We start from the raw sequence: 22,524 nt of genomic DNA, 5'->3' as shown, positions 1-22,524 counted from the left end.
ATCAAAAAAGCAAGCACCTTTTGATACTTGCTTTTGAATGATTTTTCAATCAACTCATTACATGATTCCGAGGAAGTGACGGATGAAGAAGAAGGCAAGGACAGCACCAACAAATGGAGCAGTACCTGGTACAAGAAGACCATATTGCCAGTCGTTGTTTACTTTATCTTTGATTGGCAAGATTTGGTAAGCGAAACGAGGTCCAAGGTCACGCGCTTGGTTCATCGCGAAACCTGTAGTACCACCAAGACCCATACCGATAGCCCAAACGATCAAACCAACAGTGAATGGAAGCATTGCTTCGTTGGCATGTTCAGCAGCCATGATAGATGTCAAGAAGATAAATGTTGCGAACGCTTCGACGAAGTAGTTACGTGGAAGGTTACGGCAGTTAGGGTTTGTAGAGAAGATGTTACGGATAGCAACACCATCAATTTGACCTTCAGAAATCTTGAAGTGGTCTGCATACATAAAGTAAGCAATGACTGCTCCAAGGAAGGCACCGATCATTTCAGCGATTGCGATTGGGAAGAATTGAGCGATTGTCAATTTACCAAGAAGGACTTTAAGCAAAGCCATAGCAGGGTTCATTGAAACGCCGCCAAAGACGAACAAGCAGACAGTGATACCGAATGCCCATGTTGTGATCGCGAATAAGTGTCCAGTTCCAGCATATTTTGTTTTCTTCAAAACGTCGTCACAGTGTACGCCAACCCCGAAGATAATCATCAAAGCTGTACTCATAACTTCTGCAAGTAATTGATGTGTCATGTTAATAAATGTCTCCTAAATTAATAAATGTATTTTTGTAATTGGTGATAAACCTCTTGAATCGACAACTGCATCTCCGTAGCAATACGCTGACAGTCTTCGTATTCAAGCGTCTTCTTAGTGATGGATCCGTACTGATTGATTTTAACCGTAACGGTTCCAAATTCTGTATCGATTTGTTCAAACCGACGTTGCATGACCTTGCGGTCAACTTGTTGGTATCGAAAACCAATGGTACTGGTTTCTTTGAACAAGAGGGTTGAAAAATCTTCCAACTGACTTCCTTGAATCAAGAGAATCAACTCAAAGCCAGGGCGATTCTTTTTCATTACGACGCTACGATAGTAGACATCTAAAGCTCCAGCATCCAGGAAACGGTGGAAAATATAACCGAGTTGCTCTGGTGTTTGATCATCAATCGTAGTGGTGATCTCAATAATTTGATCTTCCGTGCGATGAACAACAGTGGTGCTGTGAGAGGCGTCTTCTTTCAATAGCGAACCGCGTAAAGCATTGAATTTTCCAGTCTCTCTTTTACCAAATCCATAGCCCACACTTTCGATGGAAAGGTGAGAGGGGATTGGTTCAAAGATTGGGGACAATGCTTTAAGGAGGGCTAACCCTGTCGGAGTAATCAACTCCGTTTTAACTGTGAAGTCTTGAGTAATCGGAATAGTCGTTCCTTTTCTCAACTGCATCACAGCGGGAACCGGAACAGGCATTTCTCCATGGGCGACTGAGATCGTTCCACTTCCCTCAGTGAGAGGAGTAGAGTAAACTGTATCGATACCGAGCGATTCCACTAGGATGAAAAAGCTAACGATGTCGACGATGGAGTCAATGGCACCAATTTCATGGAAATGAATCTGTTCGACAGGCATGTTATGCACAGCTGCTTCTGCCTTTGCAATGTCAAGAAAGACTGCAAGGCTCTTATCTTTCACAAAAGGACTCAGCTGAGAAGCGACAATCAAGTCGTGGATGTCTGCATAACTGCGGGCATCCGCATGGGAATGTTCATGTTCATGATCGTGATGATGTTCGTGATCGTGATGATGTTCGTGATCGTGATGATGTTCGTGATCGTGATGATGTTCGTGATCGTGATGATGTTCGTGATCGTGATGATGTTCGTGATCATGATGATGTTCATGATCGTGATCAAAATCACCTTCAATCCCCGTATCTTTCTCCCCGTGGTGAAGGTGAACATCGAAATCAGTTCCCCAAATTGCGCTTTTTGCGACGCGATGAACGTGGAGGTGGAAACCATCCACTCCCAGTTTCTCGAGTTCTGTGTGAAGAAGCTCGACATCTGCCCCAAGGTCCACAAGAAGACCATTGAGCATATCGCCACTTATTCCAGAAAAAGGTTCTAAAAATAGACTGGTCATCAGTTTTCCTTTCGATTGTGGTTGAGTCGATTGATCATACATGCTGAATAAGCTGCACCAAATCCGTTATCAATGTTGACGACCGTTACGCCAGAAGCGCAAGAGGTCAACATACTCATCAGGGTCGTTAGCCCTTGAAGGTTGCTTCCGTATCCAATACTAGTCGGAACGGCAATAACGGGGACATCCACAAGGCCTCCTACGACACTGACAAGAGCTCCTTCCATACCGGCAATCACGATGATCACACTGGCTTTTTGGATCTCTTCTAAGCGATTGAAGAGGCGATGGATGCCGGCGACTCCCACATCATAGATTCGGCGAACCGAATGGCCAAAGGTTTCTGCAGTGACTGCAGCTTCTTCTGCAACAGGAACATCACTTGTCCCTGCTGTGACGACCGCAATGTAGTGTTCAGGATCGGCTTCTTCCTTTTTAGAGTTGAGAACGAAGCAGCGGGCTTCTGGATAATAGTGGCCAGTCGGAAAGCGCTGAGAAAGAGCCTCTCCCTTTTGGAGAGAGACTCTTGTTGTGAGGATCGGCAATTCTTTTTGTGAAAGAAATTGCAGGATTCCTTCAATTTGCTCAACTGTCTTTCCTTCGCCGTATACGACTTCAGGGAAGCCGTTGCGACGTTGCCGGTCAGTATCAATTGCTGCATACCCTAGTTCTTTAACCCCGTTGATTTGCTCCAGCGCATCCTCAACTGAGAGATGGCCTGCTTGCAAAGAACGGAGTGTCTGTTCTAGATTGGGTTGAAAATCCATGTTTGATTCTATTCAACAACGACAGAAAGTCCGTCGCGGATAACTGCTACTTTAGCATCTTTTCCTTCACGAGCAAAGGCTTTTTCAAGCGCTTCGTCAAATGAAGTTGCAAGTTCCATATGCATACCTGTGATCAATTCAGGATCTACAAGGTCAGATACAAAGATAACATGGTGGTGTACCAAAATACGTGCCAAGATTTGAGAAGTCCATTGGTCTGGGACAGTCTCTAAACGAGGTGTATTGATGGCTTGTTCCAAGAATTCTTTTGGATCTTCTACGTCAGCAAGGTTGCGATAGAAACCTTCTCCACCGTGACCGTCTGCACATCCAGCAACCATGATGATTGTTCCGCCTTCTTTGTTAGAAGCTTCGGCTGCAGTCATCCCTTTAACAGCTTGGTAGATGTTTTGGTCAAGTGGGAAACCACCGTTTGTAGAAATTGTGATGTCGCTTTCGATCTTAGACACACGTGCCAAGTCTGCAACGAAGTCACAACCAACTTTGTGGGCTTCAACCATGTCCCCAGCGAAAGATCCGATGATGTGTTTTTCGCCGTCCAATACAACGTTGACGATGAAGGCCAAGTTTGCAGTACGAGCAGCGTAAAGCATATCTTCGTGGATTGGGTTGTGGTCAAGGTTACCAGTACGTGCCTTATCAGAATTGATGAAGTCACCTGAGTGGTTCGCCATGATAGTTTTGTATGAAGCGATACCTGGAAGGACTGATTTACGTCCACCTGAGAATCCAGCAAAGAAGTGAGATTCGATGAATCCTTCTGCTAGCAACAAGTCAGCTTCAGCAGCGATCTTGTTGATGATACAATCCCCACCTGAAGGAAGTTGACCGATTTTAACCATGTCGTCGTCATTTGTTGAAATGTGCATAACGATTTCTTCATTGTCAACGATTTCTTGGCCGTATTTGTTGATCAATTCTTCGCGAGTTGAAGGACGGTGGAAACCAGTAGCAACCAAGATACGCACACGTGCATCAGGGTTAACTGAGCGAATACGACGCAAAATGATTGGGGTGATGATGTGAGAAGGAACGGGACGAGTGTGGTCAGAGCTGATCAACACGATGTCTTTTTTGCCTTTAGCAAGCTCTTCCAAAGTTGGGCTGCCGATAGGATTATCCATTGAACGTTCAACAGTTTCTTCTTCAGACAGTGGGTTATGGAAGTTTTCCGCCTTAGACTCTAACAATCCTGCAAAGTTTTCATCTGGAATCTTTGCAACAATCGTCTTTTTGTCGTACGGTAATTTAATTTCTACCATTATTTGCGATCTCCTTTATTAATACTGATACTTATAGTATAATTCTTTTTTAAAAGAGGTGTGTACTAATTGATGTTAACAAATGTTAACTATACTAATTAAGAACAGGTGTATCATTAGTGTGACTTCTACAAAGGAATGAAGAAGGAGGAAAATCGCGCGTGGATTCAGCATTTTTAGTGAAATTCTTGGAAGAGAGGCGAACGCCCATTATCAAGAAAAAATACCACAGCTACCTCTCTTATCGCGGGATTAAAGAGGACTACATCTATATTTTAAAAGAAGGGGTCGTAAAGACCAGTGTCATCATGCGTGATGGTCGAGAATTTAACTTTTCCTATTTAAAGGCGACAGATATTGTGTCCCTGTTACGGGACGAGGTATCCAATTATACGGACTCGCCTTTTAACGTACGCGTGGAAACAGCCGAGGCAAGCTTTTATCGGATTCCTCGGGTTAAGTTTTGGACCTTTGTCAAAGAGAAAAAGGAACTGCAAGACTACGTACGGGATTATTATCGCAATAAACTGTCTGAAAGTATGGAATCCCAGCAATACATGATGATGAATGGGAAAAAAGGCGCGGTTTGTTTCCACCTACAAAAGCTGTGCAGCTTATTTGGGGTAGAGCAGGACGATGGTGTCTTGATTGACTTTAATATTACCAACGAAGATATTGCTGGTTTTTGTGGGATTTCAACCCGAAACAGTGTCAATCGCATTCTGAATGAATTAAAGCGGGAGGGTGTTTTAGACATTCGACAGCAAAAGATCGTTATTTTGGATACAGAAAGCATCGAAGAATTAATTGGAAGGGAAACATTCTAACATGGCAACAGAAGCACAAATCAGAAAAGAAAAAGAAGAAAAATTACAAGACATTTTGCGGGAAATCGGAAAAGTGGCCATTACCTATTCTGGTGGGATTGATAGTTCCTATCTCTTAAAGGTTGCTTTGGACACCTTAGGGCCTGACAATGTGATTGCAGCAGTGGTGAATTCAGAACTCTTCTCAGATGAGGAATTTAATTTAGCGCTTGATTTGGCGGATCAGTTGGGGGCACCAATACTGGGGCTTGAGATGAGAGAATTGAGTGATCCGCGTATTGCTGCCAACACTCCTAATATTTGGTATTACACCAAGCAATTGATGTACCAAACCATTAAGGATTCTGTCACAGAATTGGGATTTGAGCAATTGGTTGACGGCATGATCATGGATGATATAGACGACTTCCGTCCAGGTATCAAGGCTAGAAACGAAGCGGGAGTACGTAGTGTCTTGCAAGAAGCGGGTCTCTATAAGACAGAAATTCGTCAATTGGCTAAGGAAAGAGGCGTCTCCAATTGGAACAAGGTTCCGTCTTGTAGTGTAGCCTCACGCTTCCCATACGGGGTAAAAATCACTTTGGAAAATGTCCAACGCGTCTTTGAGGGGGAAGAGTTCCTTGTAGGACTTGGTTTTGAGCAAGCCCGCGTGCGCGTGCATGGGGACTTGGCCCGTATCGAAGTAGAAGAGGACCATCTTCTTGAAGCGATCCAAATGCATGACAAGATCAATGACTTTATGAAGGAAATTGGCTTTACTTATGTAGCCTTGGATTTGGCTGGTTACAAGTATGGTCGGATGAATGACTCTTTGGATGAAAAAACCAAAGAAAAAATTATGGCGGAATAAGGCATGAATGAAGTAGTACGATTTTGGTTTGAAGAGTTGAAGCCAGAGGATTGGTTTAAAAAATCGGATGCCTTGGACCAAGAAATGCGGGAGCGCTTTGAGGGACTCTATTGGAAGGCTAGTCGTGGGGAATTGTTTGGCTGGCGCACTACAGCAGAAGGTCGTTTAGCAGAGATTTTGCTCTTGGACCAGATTCCTCGCAACATTTTTCGAGGGACGGCTCAAGCATTTGCGACAGATTCCCTGGCCTTGGTCTTGGCCCAAGAAGGGTTAGAGCAAGCCTTGGATCTACCAGTTGTACAAAGAGGTTTTTTCTACATGCCCTTTATGCATTCTGAATCCTTAGTCGTCCATGAAGTAGCCTTGCGCTTGTTTGATCAACCGGGGCTCGAAAAACGCTTGAAGTATGAGAAGATGCATGCGGAGATTCTCCAACAATTTGGACGCTATCCTCATCGCAATGCTATTTTAGGGAGAATATCGACCAAAGAAGAAGAGGGGTATCTAGCAGAACATGCTGGTTTTTAAAAGAAAAAAAGGATCTTGGGCCAAGCTCTGCTGGACGCTCCTTTTAGCAGGAATTTGCTTGCTAGGCTTGAGGGCTTTTCAGGAGAGCCAGGAAAAAACGGTCTCTTCTCGTGATACAGTAACTATGGGCTATACCCAATTTCCGGCCAATATTGATCCAGTCAAAGAGTACAATGGCTGGTTTACAGTGCGCTATGGGGTCGGAGAGACCCTGTTTAAAATGGATGATCAGCTACAGATCCAACCCTGGCTGGCCACCAAAGGTGAGCAGTTGTCCCCTCTGGAGTGGGAGATCACGATCCGTCAAGGGGTGCGATTTCATGATGGGAGTCTCATGACTCCTCAGACGGTCAAGGAGTCTTTGGAACATCTTTTGGCTTCCAATCAGCGGGCGGCAGGTGAATTAATGATCGAGCAAATAACAGCGACGGATCATACCCTTCGGATCAAAACCAAAGAGCCTCAACCGATTCTCTTGAATCTATTGGCAGATCCTTATTCGACCATTCTTCATGTCGGAGCCAAGGAGTCGACTGGGAAATCGGTCGTTGCGACAGGTCCTTTCCAGATGACGGCTTTTCGTCCAGAAAATGGGGCTAGTTTAAAGGCCTTTGGCAATTATTGGAATGGGGCAGCCAAAGTAGCGAAGGTGGAGATTCGTTCCTTTTCAGATGCGACCTCGATGAGTCTCGCCTTAGATGCTGGTGAGATCGATGCGGCTTATGGGATGCCGGCGCTCAATCTAGCTTCTTATCGTAAGAAAACAGGTTATCGGATTTCAGAAGTGGATGGCTCGCGCTATCTTTCTTATGTTTATAATTTCCGAGATCCTTGGATGAAAGACAAGACGCTACGAAAAGCCCTTGATTTGGTGATTGATCGAAAGACCTATAGTCAATCGCTCTTTCAAAAAGGTTCCCAAGCTACAAGTGGTCCGTTTCCAAGTCGCTTTCCTTTTGCTTTAGAAGAGCCTGTTCCAAATGCGAATGCCAAGGAAGCTGAGAAGCTCTTGGACCAAGCAGGCTACTTGAAAAAAGCAGATGGGTTTCGCTATAAAGATGGTAAAAAGGTTACATTGACAGCTCTCTCTTATGAGCGTTTGCCAGAGATTCCTTTAGCAGTTCAGGCGACACAAGCTGCCTTGAAGCAGATTGGGATCGATGTGAAGATTCGGACTGTTGAAGTGGGCTCGATTGCTGCAGCAGAAGATTATTCGTTTACGCCTTATACCATGGTGGCGACTCCTGTAGGCGACCCCTACCCCTTCTTTAAGAGTTCACTGGCTTCAGACGGTTCAGTTAATCTTGGAAAATATAAGAGCGACAAGGTAGACCAACTCATTCAAACTCTGGGGATAGAAGGCAATCAAGAGAAGCGTCAAGAGCTGAGTAAGGACCTCCAAAGGGAGATTCAAGAGGATCTACCGATCAGCTTTTTGGTGACGTTTAAGGTGGCAGTCATTATGAATGACCGCGTGTCAGGGCTCGCATCGAGTGCCTCAGACTATTACCATATAACCAATCAATTAACAAAGGAATAAGTATGCTTGAACTTCAACACCTAACGGTCCAATCCAAGGATCGGATCATTCTTGAAGATGTATCCTTTCAATTAGGAGAATTTCAGAGCCTGGCTATTGTTGGAGAAAGTGGCAGCGGGAAGTCTACCCTACTAAAGGTTTTGCTAGGACTCCCTTTGCGAGATCTCTGGATTGTAAAAGGCCAGTATCGTTGGCAAGGAGAGGAACAACTCCAGCAGGCCTCTCCCTTCTCCTTTGTGGGAAGTGAGATAGCTTGGATCAGCCAGCAGGCTGGGCGCTTTTTTTATGATCGACGAACCATCGAAAACCATTACAAGGACCTAGTCAAAAGTCTAAAAGGGCGGACTCCTAACATTCGTTCTTTCAAAGAATGTATGGATTTGGTTGGTTTAGAAGCGAAAAAGATTGCGCCAGCTTATCCCTTTGAACTAAGTGGGGGCATGATGCAGCGGGTCGCAATTGCTTTGTCACTGGTCTCTTATCCGACGATTTTGCTAGCTGATGAGCCCACCAGTGCGCTCGATGTGGTCACAAAGCTTGAAATTGTGAACTTATTAGCCCGCTTAAAAAGAGAAGAAGGCTTGTCTCTTCTATTAGTAACACATGATATGGCAGTTGCTGCAGCCTTGAGTGATCACATGCTTGTGATCCGTGGGGGACAGGTCATTGAGCAAGGAGCTACGGTCCAATTGTTGGAGTCCGCAAAAGAAGACTATACAAAAGAGTTGCTTGCTGCAACCCCTCGTTTACAGAAAGGAGCTACAGATGGGGACCATTTTGACCTGTAAAGATCTGATTTTCACCCACCGTCATTCTGCATCGGGGATGCAAGTAGGTCCGATTTCATTTAAGTTAGAAGAAGGTGAAAGCTTTGGCATTGTAGGTGAATCTGGATCTGGAAAGACCAGTCTGAGTCATCTGCTGTGTCGCTTTATCAAACCTCATCAGGGGCAACTCTATTTACAGAGCCGTCCCTATGAAGACTTTTCAACGAAAGAATTCTATCAAACGATCCAGTATATTGATCAACACCCTCATGCTAGCTTTCATCCAGCTCGATCAGTATATTCGAGCTTGATGGAAGTCTGTGATCATTTTGATCAGGAAGCAACGAAAGCTGAAAAAGAAAAAGCGATCGAGGCTGTGTTAGAGGCTGTTCACCTAAATCGTCAGCTAGTCAAACAAAGACCTCAATTTTTAAGCGGGGGGGAGTGCCAGAGAGCAGCTATTGCGCGTGCCTTACTCATCAAACCGAGAATCCTCGTTTGCGACGAGATGACTAGTGCCCTCGATATGACCATCCAAGCAGAGCTGATGCGCTTGCTGGAGCAGTTGAGGGAGCAGTTTCAGATGAGTTTTGTCTTTATCTCCCATGACCTAGCCTTGGTCAGCCAATTTTGTCAACAGCTGATGGTCCTAAAAGAAGGACAAATCAGAGAACTAGGAAAGACTCGTGAGTGCTTGAGTAGCCCACAAGATCCCTATACTCAGGAATTGTTAGCCACTTATCAGCTACAAGAAAGGTGGGTGAGTGGATGTTTCGAATAAGCTGTAAATTACTGGTCCGTTTCCTACTGATCTTACTTGGCGTCAGTTTGATCTCCTTTTTACTCATGTATCTAGCGCCAGGAGATCCAGCTAAAAATATGTTGGCTGCCCAGGGGATTCCTTTTACAAAAGAACTGCTTGAGGCCAAGCGTCTGGAATTTGGTTTTCAGGATCCCTTCTGGGTGCAGTATGGACGGTGGCTATTCGGAGTTTTCCATGGAAATCTGGGAATGACCTACCACTCCGGATCGTCCGTCGCAAAAGAATTGGCCTTTTATTTTCCTAATACATTAGTGCTAGCAGGCTCTACCCTCTTCTTGACCCTCTTGATCTCGATTCCGCTTAGTTTTATGGCAGTCTTTTATAAGAAGAGCCCGCTTTCTAAGGTCATCTCGTTTGCTACGGCTCTCGCCAATACCATTCCCAATTTCGTTCTAGGGATTGGCCTGATGCTGGTGTTTTCACTATATTTGCATCTGTTTCCAATCCAATCAACGGTGAATCTACAAGGAGCAGTACTGCCTTCTTTGACCTTGGCCTTGACCATGTCGAGCCGTTACATCCCGCAGCTACAAGAAGGCTTAACAGAGATCCTTGAGTCAGATGCGGTGTTGGGGGCTATGGGGCGCGGTTTGAGATGGGGGCAGATCCTCAGGACAACCATTTTTCCACAATTATTTCCGTTGCTCTTGACCTTGATCACCCTATCTTTAACCTCTTTATTAGGAGGTGTGGTCGTGATCGAGTATCTCTTTTCTTGGCCAGGAATTGGGAAAATGTTGATCACAGCTGTTCACAACCGGGATTTTCCTTTGATCCAGGGATCGGTTCTGGTCATTACAGCTGGTGTTCTTCTAGTCAATACCTTTGCTGAATTTATCCAGCTCGTCATCAATCCAAAACGCTATCGCAAGGAGGGAGCCAACCATGTCATCTGATCAGATCAAACGGAACATTCGGTGGGTATCCATTGGCTTGCTTGCCTTTCTAGTCTTTCTGGCCTTTGCGCAGTGGTTGGGAGCTGACCGCGCTAACCAGGTCAATTTGGGTCATGTTTTGGCAAGCCCCTCTCATCAAGCTATCTTTGGGAGAGATGAGTTGGGCCGTGATCTCTTGGTCCGAGTGTTTGTCGGAGGGGCCCATACCCTCTTTCCATCCCTTCTCGCTCTCTTTTTGGTCGTCCTTTTTGGTTGCTTAATGGGAGTATTAAGTGTCAAGTTTGGTGGGATCGTGGATCGCTTGGTTCAAGTAGTCATTACGCTTTTTCAAGCCTTTCCTCCCATTATCTTTGTGATTGGGATCGTTGGTTTTTTAGGTCTTGGAATAGAGCAGACATTACTGGCTATCTGTTTGACCAGCTGGACAAAGTATGCCTACCTAGTGCGCTCACTTCTCCTCGATATCAAAGAAGAACCGTATTTCCGCTATGCAGATATGTTTGGCAATACCTTCTGGAGTAAGATCAAACTTTACTATCTCCCTAGCGTCTTTCCCCAAGTTGTAACAACCATGGTGTATGACCTGAATACCATTGTTATGGAAATTGCAGGGATGAGTTTTATCGGTTTGGGTGCCCAGATGCCCGATGCAGAGTGGGGCGCGATGATCAATACTGGCAGAAGCTATTTGCAGACAGCGCCATGGATCGTGGCCTTTCCTAGCCTTTTTCTCATCCTCTTTATTGGAGGCGTAATGGTGTTAGGAAGACTCCTCAAACAGTACTTTGCCATCCAACAAGAATACAAATAAAAAGCTAATCCAAACAGGAATCAGCTTTTAGATTGAAGACAAAATCTTCTTAGAAACTTTCCTTAGGTGAATACGGACGTCAGCGAACTTCGAAGAAGTTCCATGACTAATAATTGAGCCTAAGGTCTCAATTATTCCGAGTGCTAGAAACAATAGTGTTTCTAGCACTTTTCTCACGGCGGAAAGTTTCAGTAGATGATTGAATGACTCTAACGAATAAAATTATTTTATTTTTGTAGAATTTATTAGTTTTGTATAAAAGAACATTAAAGCTGATCCAAACAGGAATCAGCTTCTTTTTGTGATATAAAGGGCAAACATCGGTGTAGCTGCGTAGTTGAGTTCTTCTTCTCGGCTCCAAATTTTTGGTCCAAATTCGGTGTCAACTGTTGCTTCGACCTCTTCAAATTGATTCAAAAACTCCAGATCCCATCCAGGACGAAGGCGCTTGGTTAGTGGCAATTGGCGGGCGATTTCTTCAATCAAGGCCTCATCGACCCCTTCGCCGTGCCAGTAATCTTCTAACTGTTCGCTGGAAACGATCTTGAGATTGTTCTCAAATTGTGAACGAATAGCAGGATCATTGAGATAAGAGTACCAGTTAGCATCATAAATGAGGAGTTGTCCGCCAGGTTTGAGAGTCCGTAGCCAGGATTCATAAGCTTTCTCAGGCTCTTCTAAATTCCATGTAACATTGCGCATCAGAATGATGTCAAAAGATTCTGGTTCAAAGTCCAACTCCTGGGCATTCATTTGTAGATAGCGGACGGTATCTGGTGTTTCTCCGCCATACTTGAGGAGATTCTCCTGCGCAATCTCTAGCATATTTTCTGAAGCGTCAATTGCAGTGACCTTGGTATAGCCCATTTGTTTTAAGACAATCGGAAAAAATCCAGGTCCTGTACCGATGTCTAAGATTGAAATCGTTCGCTCTTTTGGTAGCCAACGTATGAGTTCATACTTCCATTTTTCAATCTGAACACTTTCGATTTCTTTTTTATTTTTCTGGGAATAGCCCTGATAGCGTTTATCCCAGTATTGTTGGATGATCTTATATAACACGGTAACCTCATTTTCTATTTCGTGAAATTTCTTGTAACATTATACTATAGATCGAATCCAAGATCAAAGAAGAATCAGAGCTTCCCCAGCTCAAAGCTTTTCCAAGCGTTTAAAAAATGGTATAATGAACTGTAAATTTCAGAAGTTGGAAGGAATGTAATTGCTATGATGAATATGCAAGACCTAATTTAAGATTCTTAAAGTCTTGTTATTTATCAAAATGCTGGTATTAAGGGATTTCGCATCCGTTTAAATCAATAAATTATAGATGTGTTACAGTATATTGGACAGTAAATGGACAGTGACAGAGTGTTTGAAGGAGAGTAAAAGAGGCTTAAATGCCTCTTTTTTATATGTTTGTGGACTAGAAGTAGATAGAATATATAGATAATATGTAACAGTTATGCAAGTTATGTATTTTTAAAAAGATATCACTTTGAAAAATAAATAATTTAGTAGCCTCTAAAAAGACACTAATATATGGGGTGCTATTTGGTATTTTATATTGAGTTAGGCTTTTATTCGAATTTGCTTGGGATTACTTATTTTCGGTTGATAGTAGCATAAATGATTTTTCTGTTAATCCAATCAATTTTTTTCTAAAATCAAATTGGTCGAATTTCTGAAGTATCCATCTTTCTTTTCCATCGATTTTAATAGTTTCGTGACTGTTGGATTGGATAGATCTAAAAAATGCTCGACATCTCTTTGATTTTTACTAAATTGCGGAAATTGAGCGATATATAAGATAACATTTATGTATAGAGGTGGGAGATTTTGAAGAACCAATCTATATTCGTGAGAAAAGCGTTATCTAGTTTGCATTTATATTTTTCGAATTTTAAAAAGAACTTTTTTTCTATACCAACTTAGACTTTGATGCAGCTGGTATTTGTAAGTTAATTGATACTTGAGAAATCAGTTTAACATTTATGTAGTTCATCAAACAATTGAAGATTCAACCCAATTGATCAACTTTTAACTAGAAGAAGTAAAAAACGAGGAGTTGTAATCGTGTATGATAGCTGCTACTTATCCTCTAAGTTTACTTTTGAATCAGCATAAGTTTTCGCCACTCGTGGTGTTAAATCTTCTGAACTTGAAAGTTTTCGTCTAACTTTTTAATTGTCATTTGCAGTTCTTCACCTTCACACATTTGCAGGGATTGATGCCTTCGTTTGTTAAAAAATATAATTAGAGTTGTTAGTTTGAGTATATCTAACGGCTCTTTTTGTTTAATTGGAGAACTGGGGACCATTTTTTAATCAAAAATTGTTTGCTTCAAACAAAAAATGTAGATTTGAAATTTAAAAAAGAGTATAATGTAAAGAGAATGAAAAACATGTGAAATAGGTGAAAAGAATGAAAAAACATCAACGCTTGATAGAAATAGAGAAATTAGTGAATAGAAGAGGAGTAATAACAGTTGCTGAAATCGTTGAGATGATGAATGTATCAGATATGACGATTAGAAGAGATTTAGCTGTATTAGAAGAACAGGGATTAATTACTAGGATCCATGGTGGAGCACGAAGTATCCAACAACTTAAATATAGAGAAGTTCCTCATGAAGAAAAGCTGTATCAACACATTGAAGAAAAGAGGAAAGTAGCATCCAAAGCAGCAAAATTAATACAGGATGGAGAAACTATTTTCCTTGGACCGGGGACCTCTGTTGAAATTTTAGCTGAAGAAATTCAGAATGAAGAATTGCGAGTGATTACGAATTGTTTACCGATTTTCAATGAGCTATATAAAAAAAGTTCTGATACGTTTAAAGTCATTTTGCTAGGGGGTGAAATGAGAAATCTGACTCAGGCTTTTGTTGGTGAGATAACGAACGCTTTATTAGATCGAATGTATTACAATAAAATGTTCTTTAGTGGGAATGGTATCAAAGATGGTCAAGTTATGACTTCTTCGTTTGAGGAGGCTTTTACTCAGAGGCTAGCAATAGAAAAATCATCGGAAGTATACCTATTGATGGATTCTTCTAAAATTGGTAAAGAAGATTTCACTTCTATCTGTTCGCTAGAAAATGTAACAGCAGTCATAACGGATATCTCTTCTGATAATGTACACGACACATTAGAGGTGTACACTCAAGTAATTGTATAAAAGAGTAGGTAACATGGAAAAAAGATAATTGGTATTGATTTAGGTGGTACTAGTGTAAAAATGGCTCTTGTATCAAAAATAGGCGAGGTATTAGAAGTATGGAGTATCCCAACAGATACCAGAAATCAAGGGAAACAAATAATTCCGGACATAGTACAATCAATATGGAACAGTATGTGGTGCTTATAATCTTGGATGGGATGAAATTCAAGAGGTTAGAGATCAATTTGAAAAAGAATTTAGCCTACCATTTCTAATTGAAAATGATGCGAATGTTGCTGCCCTTGGAGAGAGGTGGAAAGGTGCAGGCGAATTTCTTTTAACAAATGTAAAAAAGAGTTTAATAGGTATGCTTTTCCAACAGTTCGTAGGTTGACTGAATTGAAATTGGCTACTCTAGGAAATATGGCAGGAGTCATTGGAGCAGCTAGTTTATTATTATAATTAAAAAAACTATTAAATTTTTATAGAAGACATTGTTATCTATTATTATAAATGAGTAATAGACGAAAAAGTTTATAGAGAAAGGATTCGAGATTGATTGTCTCGGATCTTTTTGTTCGAAAACAAACAACAGAAAGCGCTATAAAAAACTTAAAAACTCATTATTTGTACAAAAAAAGATAAAATCAAACAAAAAATGTTGACTTTTTGTTTACAATGGTGTATATTATAGGTGTATCTGAAAAGTAACTTAAAATGCTTTGCATCTGAGGTGCTTTTTTAACTGATCGAGCAATCGATCAATCATAAATAATTTTTTGGAGGCATAGTAATGGCTATTGTAATTGGTGCAGATGCATCTGGAAAACGTTTAAAAGAACTTGTAAAAGACTTTTTAAACACTGAAGGATTTGAAGTAGTTGATGTAACTGCAGATGGTCAAGATTTTGTTGACGTCACTTTGGCAGTTGCAAAAGAAGTGAATACAGCTGATGACAATTTGGGTATTGTAATCGATGCTTATGGAGCTGGTCCATTCATGGTTGCTACTAAGATCAAAGGAATGGTTGCTGCTGAAGTTTCTGATGAACGTTCTGCATATATGACTCGTGGACACAACAACTCTCGTATGATTACTATGGGTGCTGAAATCGTTGGGGATGAATTAGCTAAAAACATCGTTAAAGGTTTCGTAAATGGTAAATACGATGGTGGTCGTCACCAAATTCGTGTAGATATGCTTAATAAAATGTGCTAGGAAAGAGGAAAGAAAAAAATGAAAATTGCAATTGGTTGTGACCATATCGTTACAAATGAAAAAATGGCTGTTTCTGATTTTTTGAAATCAAAAGGATACGAAGTGCTCGACTTTGGGACTTATGACCATACACGTACCCACTATCCCATCTTTGGTAAGAAAGTCGGTGAAGCTGTAGCTAGCGGTCAAGCAGATCTTGGTGTATGTATCTGCGGTACCGGTGTTGGTATCAACAATGCGGTAAACAAAGTTCCTGGTATCCGTTCTGCCTTGGTTCGTGATATGACTTCTGCTCTTTACGCTAAAGAACAATTGAATGCGAACGTTATCGGATTTGGTGGTAAGATCACTGGTGAATTGTTGATGTGCGATATCATCGAAGCATTCATTCATGCTGAATACAAACCAACTGAAGAAAACAAAAAATTGATTGCAAAAATCCAACATGTTGAAACCCATAATGCTCACCAAGCAGATGCAGACTTCTTTACTGAGTTTCTTGAAAAATGGGATCGCGGTGAATATCACGACTAAGGGGTAGAATATGATTCTAACGGTAACTTTGAATCCATCTATTGATATTTCTTATCCACTAGAAAAATTGAACTTAGATACCGTCAATCGCGTATCTGAAGTTTCTAAAACAGCTGGTGGGAAAGGTCTTAATGTTACACGTGTCCTTTCAGAAAGTGGAGATCAAGTAGTAGCGACAGGTTTTGTCGGTGGGACAAACGGTCAATTTTTGAAAGAGCATTTGCCAGCAGGAGTTCAGGCAGCGTTCTTTGATATCGATGGTGATACACGGAATTGTATCGCGATTCTACATGAAGGGAATCAGACAGAAATCCTGGAAGCAGGACCTGAAATTAGTAACTCTGAGTCAGAAGGATTCTTAAACCATTTTGAAGGATTGATGAAAGATTCAAATGTTATTGCTATTTCTGGTAGTCTCCCAGCTGGCCTGTCTACAGATTACTATGCAAAACTGATTGAAATCTCACAAAAGCATCAACGCAAGGTTGTACTAGATTCATCTGGAAAATCTCTAGAAGCAGTTTTGAAATCTAGTTTCAAGCCAACTGTTATCAAACCAAACAATGAAGAACTTTCTCAACTTTTGGGTAAAGAAGTAACAGAAGATCTTTCAGATTTGAAAGAAGTGTTAACAGATCCATTGTTTGATGGCATTGAATGGATTATCGTCTCACTTGGAGGAGATGGTGCATTTGCTAAGCATCAAAACACCTTCTACAAAGTGGATATTCCTAAAATTGAAGTAGTCAATCCGGTTGGTTCTGGAGATTCTACGGTTGCAGGAATTTCATCAGCTCTCAATAGTCAAAAAAATGACGAAGAATTGTTGAAACACGCAATGGTATTGGGAATGCTCAATGCACAAGAAAAAATGACTGGCCATGTGAATATGGACAACTACAATCAACTATATAAAGAAATTAAAGTAAAAGAGGTATAAAAATGGCACTTACAGCACAAAAACGTAAATCATTAGAAAAACTTTCAGACGAAAATGGAATCATCTCAGCTTTGGCATTCGACCAACGTGGTGCCTTGAAACGTTTGATGGGTCAATACCAAGATGCTGAACCAACTGTAGCTCAAATGGAAGAATTGAAAGTTCTTGTAGCAGATGAATTGACAAAATATGCTTCATCTATGCTTCTTGACCCTGAATATGGACTTCCTGCTACTAAAGCTTTGGATAAAAATGCTGGACTCCTTCTTGCATATGAAAAAACAGGATACGATACTTCAAGCACAAAACGTTTGCCTGACTGCTTGGATGTATGGTCTGCAAAACGTATCAAAGAACAAGGTGCAGATGCTGTTAAATTCTTGCTTTACTATGATGTAGATAGTGAAGATGAATTGAACCAACAAAAACAAGCTTACATCGAACGTGTAGGTTCTGAATGTGTGGCTGAAGATATCCCATTCTTCTTGGAAATCTTGGCTTACGATGAAAAGAATGCTGACACAGGTTCTGTTGAATTTGCTAAAGAAAAACCTCGTAAAGTTATTGAAGCAATGAAAGTATTCTCAAACCCACGCTTCAATATCGATGTATTGAAAGTTGAAGTTCCAGTAAACATGAAATATGTTGAAGGATTTGCTGAAGGTGAAGTGGTTTACAGCCGTGAAGAAGCTGCTGCTTACTTCAAAGCACAAGACGAAGCTACAAACCTTCCATACATCTACTTGAGTGCTGGTGTATCAGCTAAATTGTTCCAAGAAACTCTTGAATTTGCTCACAATTCAGGTGCAAACTTCAACGGTGTACTTTGTGGACGTGCAACTTGGGCTGGATCTGTTCAATCTTATGTTGAAAAAGGTGAAGAAGCAGCTCGCGAATGGTTGCGTACAACAGGATTCCAAAACATTGATGAATTGAACAAAGTTCTTCAACAAACTGCTACTTCTTGGAAAGAAAGAGTTTAAAATAAATTCACTTGATTTAAAATTTCAACGATTTAACCTCCTAAAGTATCTTAAGGTGATATATTAAAATTTCTTCTTTGTTGAAATTATTAAATAGAAGACCATCGTCAGACTTTCAAATTTTGGAAGTTTTCGATGGTTTTTCTTTTCCTATGTCAGAAACTAAAACTGTAAATGTTCCTAGTTTCAGTTATTATATAACTAAACATAGGAATAAAGGTATATAATAAAGTTGTCCTCAATTAGAATTTCCCCTCTATTTTGAGGACAATAGTAGGAGATGGTGAAAAGGGTAGTCGTTAAAGTAATTTTTCTAACTTTTCTCTCCATTTTTTATGGTAAACTCCTTGATTTAAGTTTTTTAGTTGTAAAAATGAAAACATATTTTTTGTTTAAAGCAAACAAAAAAATAACAAAAATAGCAAAAAAATAATCAGAAAGGGTTTACAAAATCAATTATAAGTGTTATAATGAAAACATAGTTTGAATAGGGTGGATCGTAACTGAGTAATATTAGGCGAGACTGCAAATGAATTCGGGGGGTAGTATTATTCTGTTTTCCCTGCTCGTTTGTGGTCTTTTTATATTTGTCTATGACGTTATGATTATCTTACTTTTGGTCATAATACTGGGAGAAAGGAGGAGTTACAGTGTTTCGGATTGTAAGCCCGATTAATAACAATATTGCTTTAGTAAGAGATGAAAATCAAAGAGAGTTAATCGTTACTGGTAAAGGTATTGTCTTTCAAAAGAAAAAAGGAGACATTATTGTAACTAGTTTAGTTGACAAGGTATTCCATTTGAAGACGGAAGAATCAAAAGAAAACTTTTTGGCTCTCTTAAAAGATGTTCCTCTTGATTTTATTACAGTGACATATGATGTTATTGATAAATTAACACTGAAATACAATTATCCTGTACAGGATTATCTGTATGTAACTTTAACTGATCACATTTATTGTGCTTACCAGTCTATTCAAACAGGTAACTACCAAAGTAGTAAGTTGCCAGATGTTTCAAATGAGTATCCAATTGAATATCAAATTGGTGAAGAAGCTCTTTCCATTTTCAAATCAAAATTATTTGATGGTTTTCCTGAGGACGAACTTGGAAGAATTGCTATTCATTTTATAAATGCTAAGAGAGAAGGGGAAGTGACTCCATCGTTTCAGATTAGTCGAACGAAGCATATTCTTGAATTAGTTAAGCAGGAATTGTCTCGAGACAATATTGAACGAACTCCACAGAATAGTAATTTCTATGATCGTTTCATGGTTCATCTAAGTTATTTTTTGGATTATATTGATCGATCTAGGAAAGATAACACGTCCTTGCTGGGAATGGAAGAACATCTAGAGGTTTCGTATCCTAAAGCTTTTGAAATAGGAAACAGAATCTATAATGTCATTGCAAGAGAAACAGGAGTGGATTTATTCCACAGTGAACGAATATATATCGTTCTTCATATTCAACGTCTCTTGTAAAAAATTAATTTGCTCTATATCATTAAATTTATAAGGAGGAACTATTATGAATAGAGAAGAAGTCCAATTACTTGGCTTTGAAATTGTCGCTTATGCTGGTGATGCTCGTTCTAAACTACTTGAAGCATTAAAAGCTGCTGAAGCTAGCGATTTTGCTAAAGCAGAAGCTCTTGTTGAAGAAGCAGGTGGCTGTATTGCGGAGGCCCATAAGGCTCAAACAACCATGCTAGCGCAAGAAGCAGCGGGGGAAGAAATTCCATACAGCATCACAATGATGCACGGACAGGATCACTTGATGACAACCATCTTGTTAAAAGATGTGGTTCATCATCTTATTGAATTATACAAACGGGGAGCTAAATAATAATGAACAAACTCATTGAGCTTATTGAAAAAGGAAAACCATTCTTTGAAAAGATTTCTCGTAATAAATATTTGCGAGCGATTCGTGATGGTTTCATTGCAGGGATGCCTGTAATCTTATTCTCATCTATCTTCATCCTAATTGCGTATGTACCAAACGCATGGGGATTCCATTGGTCTAAAGATATTGAAACTTTCTTGATGACTCCATATAGCTATTCTATGGGCATCTTGGCATTCTTCGTTGCTGGGACAACGGCTAAGGGTTTGACAGATTCAATGAACCGTGACCTCCCAGCAACCAACCAAATCAACTACATTTCAACAATGTTGGCTACTATGGTTGGCTTCTTGCTCATGGCTGCTGAACCTGCTAAAGATGGCGGATTCTTAACAGCATTCATGGGGACTAAAGGGTTGTTAACAGCCTTTATTGCTGCATTCATTACTGTTAATGTTTACAAAGTCTGTGTGAAAAACAATGTGACCATCCGCATGCCGGACGAGGTTCCACCAAATATTTCACAAGTATTTAAAGACTTGATTCCATTTACATTATCAGTTGTACTCTTGTATGCACTTGAATTAGTTGTTAAAGCAAGCCTTCATGTAACAGTTGCTGAATCAATCGGTACTCTTCTTGCACCACTATTCTCAGCAGCAGATGGTTATGTTGGAATTACGATCATTTTCGGTGCTTTTGCATTCTTCTGGTTTATTGGTATTCACGGCCCATCTATCGTTGAGCCTGCGATTGCAGCGATCACTTATGCAAATGCCGAAGTAAACTTGAACTTGATTCAACAAGGAATACACGCTGATAAGATCCTTACTTCAGGTACTCAAATGTTTATCGTTACTATGGGTGGTACTGGTGCGACTCTTGTCGTTCCATTCATGTTCATGTGGTTAACGAAATCAAAACGTAACCGTGCAATTGGACGTGCATCTGTAGTTCCAACATTCTTTGGTGTTAACGAACCAATCTTGTTCGGTGCTCCATTGGTATTGAACCCAATCTTCTTCATTCCATTTATCTTTGCTCCAATTGCAAACGTATGGATCTTCAAATTCTTTGTTGATACCTTGGGAATGAACTCATTTACTTCTAACCTACCATGGACAACTCCTGGACCTCTGGGTATTGTTCTTGGTACGAACTTCCAAGTACTTTCATTCATCCTTGCTGCACTTCTTGTTGTAGTAGACGTGATCATTTACTACCCATTCGTTAAAGTTTACGATGAACAAATTCTTGAAGAAGAACGTTCAGGTAAATCAAACGATAGCTTGAAAGAAAAAGTTGCTGCAAACTTTAACACTGCAAAAGCAGATGCTATTCTTGAAAAAGCTGGTGTTGAAGGTGAACCAGTTCAAAACAATATCACAAAAGAAACAAACGTATTGGTTCTTTGTGCCGGTGGTGGAACTAGTGGACTTCTTGCCAATGCTTTGAATAAAGCTGCTGCAGAATACAATGTTCCTGTGAAGGCTGCTGCTGGTGGTTACGGTGCTCACCGTGAAATGTTGCCAGAATTTGACCTTGTTATCCTTGCTCCTCAAGTAGCTTCAAACTATGAAGATATGAAGGCTGAAACAGATAAACTTGGAATCAAATTGGCTAAGACTGAAGGAGCTCAATACATCAAGTTGACTCGTGATGGTAAAGGCGCTCTTGCATTCGTTCAAGAACAATTTCAATAATAAATACATTTACTGTTGATTAAAGTGAGATGGAGAAGGATTGCTCACTTACTCCTCTCCATCTTGCTTTATTTTTATTTTATGATTGAGAAGGGGAAACTTATGTCAAAAACATTACCTAAAGATTTTATTTTCGGTGGCGCAACAGCAGCTTACCAGGCAGAAGGTGCGACTCATACTGACGGAAAAGGACCAGTTGCATGGGATAAATATTTAGCAGACAACTATTGGTATACTGCTGAACCAGCGAGTGATTTCTACCATAAATATCCAGTAGACTTACAGTTGGCGGAAGAATATGGCGTAAACGGAATTCGTATTTCTATTGCTTGGTCACGTATTTTCCCAACTGGCTATGGTGAAGTCAATCCAAAAGGGGTAGAATTCTATCATAAGTTATTTGCAGAATGCCATAAACGTCATGTAGAACCATTCGTAACTCTTCACCACTTTGATACTCCTGAAGCTCTTCACTCAAATGGAGACTTCTTGAATCGTGAAAATATCGAACACTTTGTAGATTATGCTGCTTTCTGTTTTGAAGAATTCCCAGAAGTCAACTACTGGACAACCTTCAATGAAATTGGCCCAATCGGTGATGGTCAATACTTAGTAGGTAAATTCCCACCAGGTATTCAATATGACCTTGCCAAAGTCTTCCAATCACACCACAATATGATGGTTTCTCATGCACGTGCTGTGAAATTGTACAAAGACAAAGGCTACAAAGGTGAAATCGGGGTTGTTCACGCCCTTCCAACTAAGTATCCATTGGATCCTAAAAATCCTGCAGACGTACGTGCTGCTGAGTTGGAAGATATCATCCACAACAAATTTATCTTGGATGCAACCTACCTTGGACACTATTCAGATGCAAC

At 40.6% G+C, this 22,524-nt stretch carries 22 protein-coding genes and 1 pseudogene; 18 read left to right on the top strand and 5 right to left on the bottom strand.

What is annotated here, in order from left to right:
- Window positions 1-57: 57 nt before the first annotated feature.
- The 4 genes from larD to larA are packed head-to-tail and all read right to left on the bottom strand — an operon-like array spanning window position 58 to window position 4,215.
- Window positions 58-771, bottom strand: a complete 714-nt coding sequence (larD, locus tag O3626_RS06490) for a D/L-lactic acid transporter LarD (RefSeq protein ID WP_049491678.1) — start codon at window positions 769-771, stop codon at window positions 58-60.
- Window positions 772-791: 20 nt separating this feature from the next.
- Window positions 792-2,165: a nickel pincer cofactor biosynthesis protein LarC gene (larC, locus tag O3626_RS06485; protein ID WP_371495945.1), complete on the bottom strand. Its 1,374-nt coding sequence runs from the start codon at window positions 2,163-2,165 to the stop codon at window positions 792-794.
- Window positions 2,165-2,932: a nickel pincer cofactor biosynthesis protein LarB gene (larB, locus tag O3626_RS06480; RefSeq protein WP_023919185.1), complete on the bottom strand. Its 768-nt coding sequence runs from the start codon at window positions 2,930-2,932 to the stop codon at window positions 2,165-2,167. Before larB ends, larC begins: the two co-directional genes overlap by 1 nt.
- Before the next feature lie 8 nt (window positions 2,933-2,940).
- Window positions 2,941-4,215: a nickel-dependent lactate racemase gene (gene larA, locus O3626_RS06475; RefSeq protein ID WP_371495942.1), complete on the bottom strand. Its 1,275-nt coding sequence runs from the start codon at window positions 4,213-4,215 to the stop codon at window positions 2,941-2,943.
- Window positions 4,216-4,376: 161 nt separating this feature from the next.
- On the opposite strand from larA, the gene O3626_RS06470 reads away from it, so the two are divergent.
- Genes O3626_RS06470 through O3626_RS06435 form a run of 8 tightly spaced genes read left to right on the top strand, consistent with a single transcriptional unit; the run spans window position 4,377 to window position 11,257 of the window.
- Window positions 4,377-5,042: a Crp/Fnr family transcriptional regulator gene (locus tag O3626_RS06470; RefSeq protein ID WP_223141572.1), complete on the top strand. Its 666-nt coding sequence runs from the start codon at window positions 4,377-4,379 to the stop codon at window positions 5,040-5,042.
- 1 nt (window position 5,043) lies between these two features.
- Window positions 5,044-5,892 carry an ATP-dependent sacrificial sulfur transferase LarE gene (gene larE / locus O3626_RS06465; RefSeq protein WP_269796477.1) on the top strand — a complete coding sequence of 283 codons (849 nt, stop codon included), beginning with the start codon at window positions 5,044-5,046 and terminating at the stop codon, window positions 5,890-5,892.
- Between the two features lie 3 nt (window positions 5,893-5,895).
- Window positions 5,896-6,420: a DUF924 family protein gene (locus O3626_RS06460; RefSeq protein WP_269796478.1), complete on the top strand. Its 525-nt coding sequence runs from the start codon at window positions 5,896-5,898 to the stop codon at window positions 6,418-6,420.
- Window positions 6,407-7,960: an ABC transporter substrate-binding protein gene (locus tag O3626_RS06455; RefSeq protein WP_269796479.1), complete on the top strand. Its 1,554-nt coding sequence runs from the start codon at window positions 6,407-6,409 to the stop codon at window positions 7,958-7,960. The genes O3626_RS06460 and O3626_RS06455 overlap by 14 nt, the downstream gene beginning before the upstream one ends.
- A gap of 2 nt (window positions 7,961-7,962) precedes the next feature.
- A complete protein-coding gene (locus O3626_RS06450; protein WP_269796480.1) occupies window positions 7,963-8,748 on the top strand; it encodes an ATP-binding cassette domain-containing protein in 786 nt (261 codons plus the stop codon).
- A complete protein-coding gene (locus O3626_RS06445) occupies window positions 8,726-9,508 on the top strand; it encodes an ABC transporter ATP-binding protein (protein WP_371495938.1) in 783 nt (260 codons plus the stop codon). The genes O3626_RS06450 and O3626_RS06445 overlap by 23 nt, the downstream gene beginning before the upstream one ends.
- A complete protein-coding gene (locus tag O3626_RS06440) occupies window positions 9,496-10,446 on the top strand; it encodes an ABC transporter permease (RefSeq protein WP_371495936.1) in 951 nt (316 codons plus the stop codon). Before O3626_RS06445 ends, O3626_RS06440 begins: the two co-directional genes overlap by 13 nt.
- Window positions 10,436-11,257 carry an ABC transporter permease gene (locus O3626_RS06435; RefSeq protein WP_269796192.1) on the top strand — a complete coding sequence of 274 codons (822 nt, stop codon included), beginning with the start codon at window positions 10,436-10,438 and terminating at the stop codon, window positions 11,255-11,257. The genes O3626_RS06440 and O3626_RS06435 overlap by 11 nt, the downstream gene beginning before the upstream one ends.
- 288 nt (window positions 11,258-11,545) lie before the next feature.
- Here the strand turns inward: O3626_RS06435 and O3626_RS06430 are convergent, their stop codons facing one another.
- On the bottom strand, window positions 11,546-12,319 hold the full coding sequence (locus tag O3626_RS06430) for a class I SAM-dependent methyltransferase (protein ID WP_371495934.1): 774 nt from the start codon (window positions 12,317-12,319) through the stop codon (window positions 11,546-11,548).
- Window positions 12,320-13,681: 1,362 nt separating this feature from the next.
- Here O3626_RS06430 and O3626_RS06425 point away from each other — a divergent pair.
- The 10 genes and pseudogenes from O3626_RS06425 to O3626_RS06380 all read left to right on the top strand — a co-directional run.
- Entirely contained in the window at window positions 13,682-14,437 is a 756-nt protein-coding gene (locus tag O3626_RS06425) for a DeoR/GlpR family DNA-binding transcription regulator (protein WP_195487305.1), read from the top strand.
- Window positions 14,438-14,497: 60 nt separating this feature from the next.
- A pseudogene (locus tag O3626_RS06420) lies at window positions 14,498-14,750 on the top strand (ROK family protein); the annotation flags it as partial.
- Between the two features lie 462 nt (window positions 14,751-15,212).
- Window positions 15,213-15,638 (top strand): galactose-6-phosphate isomerase subunit LacA, encoded by a 426-nt coding sequence (gene lacA, locus O3626_RS06415; protein ID WP_195227776.1) that lies wholly within the window; start codon window positions 15,213-15,215, stop codon window positions 15,636-15,638.
- 18 nt (window positions 15,639-15,656) lie between these two features.
- Complete coding sequence (lacB, locus tag O3626_RS06410) at window positions 15,657-16,172, top strand: galactose-6-phosphate isomerase subunit LacB (protein ID WP_195487306.1); 516 nt, start codon at window positions 15,657-15,659, stop codon at window positions 16,170-16,172.
- Between the two features lie 10 nt (window positions 16,173-16,182).
- Window positions 16,183-17,112, top strand: coding sequence for a tagatose-6-phosphate kinase (locus tag O3626_RS06405; RefSeq protein WP_195487307.1), 930 nt, complete (start codon window positions 16,183-16,185; stop codon window positions 17,110-17,112).
- Window positions 17,113-17,114: 2 nt separating this feature from the next.
- A complete protein-coding gene (lacD, locus tag O3626_RS06400) occupies window positions 17,115-18,095 on the top strand; it encodes a tagatose-bisphosphate aldolase (RefSeq protein WP_195487308.1) in 981 nt (326 codons plus the stop codon).
- 650 nt (window positions 18,096-18,745) lie between these two features.
- A complete protein-coding gene (locus O3626_RS06395) occupies window positions 18,746-19,579 on the top strand; it encodes a PRD domain-containing protein (protein ID WP_195487309.1) in 834 nt (277 codons plus the stop codon).
- Between the two features lie 46 nt (window positions 19,580-19,625).
- Window positions 19,626-19,943 (top strand): PTS lactose/cellobiose transporter subunit IIA, encoded by a 318-nt coding sequence (locus O3626_RS06390; protein ID WP_195487310.1) that lies wholly within the window; start codon window positions 19,626-19,628, stop codon window positions 19,941-19,943.
- A gap of 2 nt (window positions 19,944-19,945) precedes the next feature.
- Window positions 19,946-21,646, top strand: coding sequence for a lactose-specific PTS transporter subunit EIIC (locus tag O3626_RS06385; RefSeq protein ID WP_315377471.1), 1,701 nt, complete (start codon window positions 19,946-19,948; stop codon window positions 21,644-21,646).
- A 102-nt stretch (window positions 21,647-21,748) separates the two neighbouring features.
- A partial coding sequence (locus tag O3626_RS06380) for a family 1 glycosylhydrolase (protein ID WP_371495930.1) occupies window positions 21,749-22,524 on the top strand: 776 nt, incomplete at its 3' end.

It is taken from the genome of Streptococcus sp. 20925_1_77, assembly GCF_041432125.1.
In the GTDB taxonomy this organism is placed as follows: domain Bacteria; phylum Bacillota; class Bacilli; order Lactobacillales; family Streptococcaceae; genus Streptococcus.
Note: the sequence above shows the minus strand (reverse complement) of the source record. Positions and strands in the feature narration are given on the sequence as shown.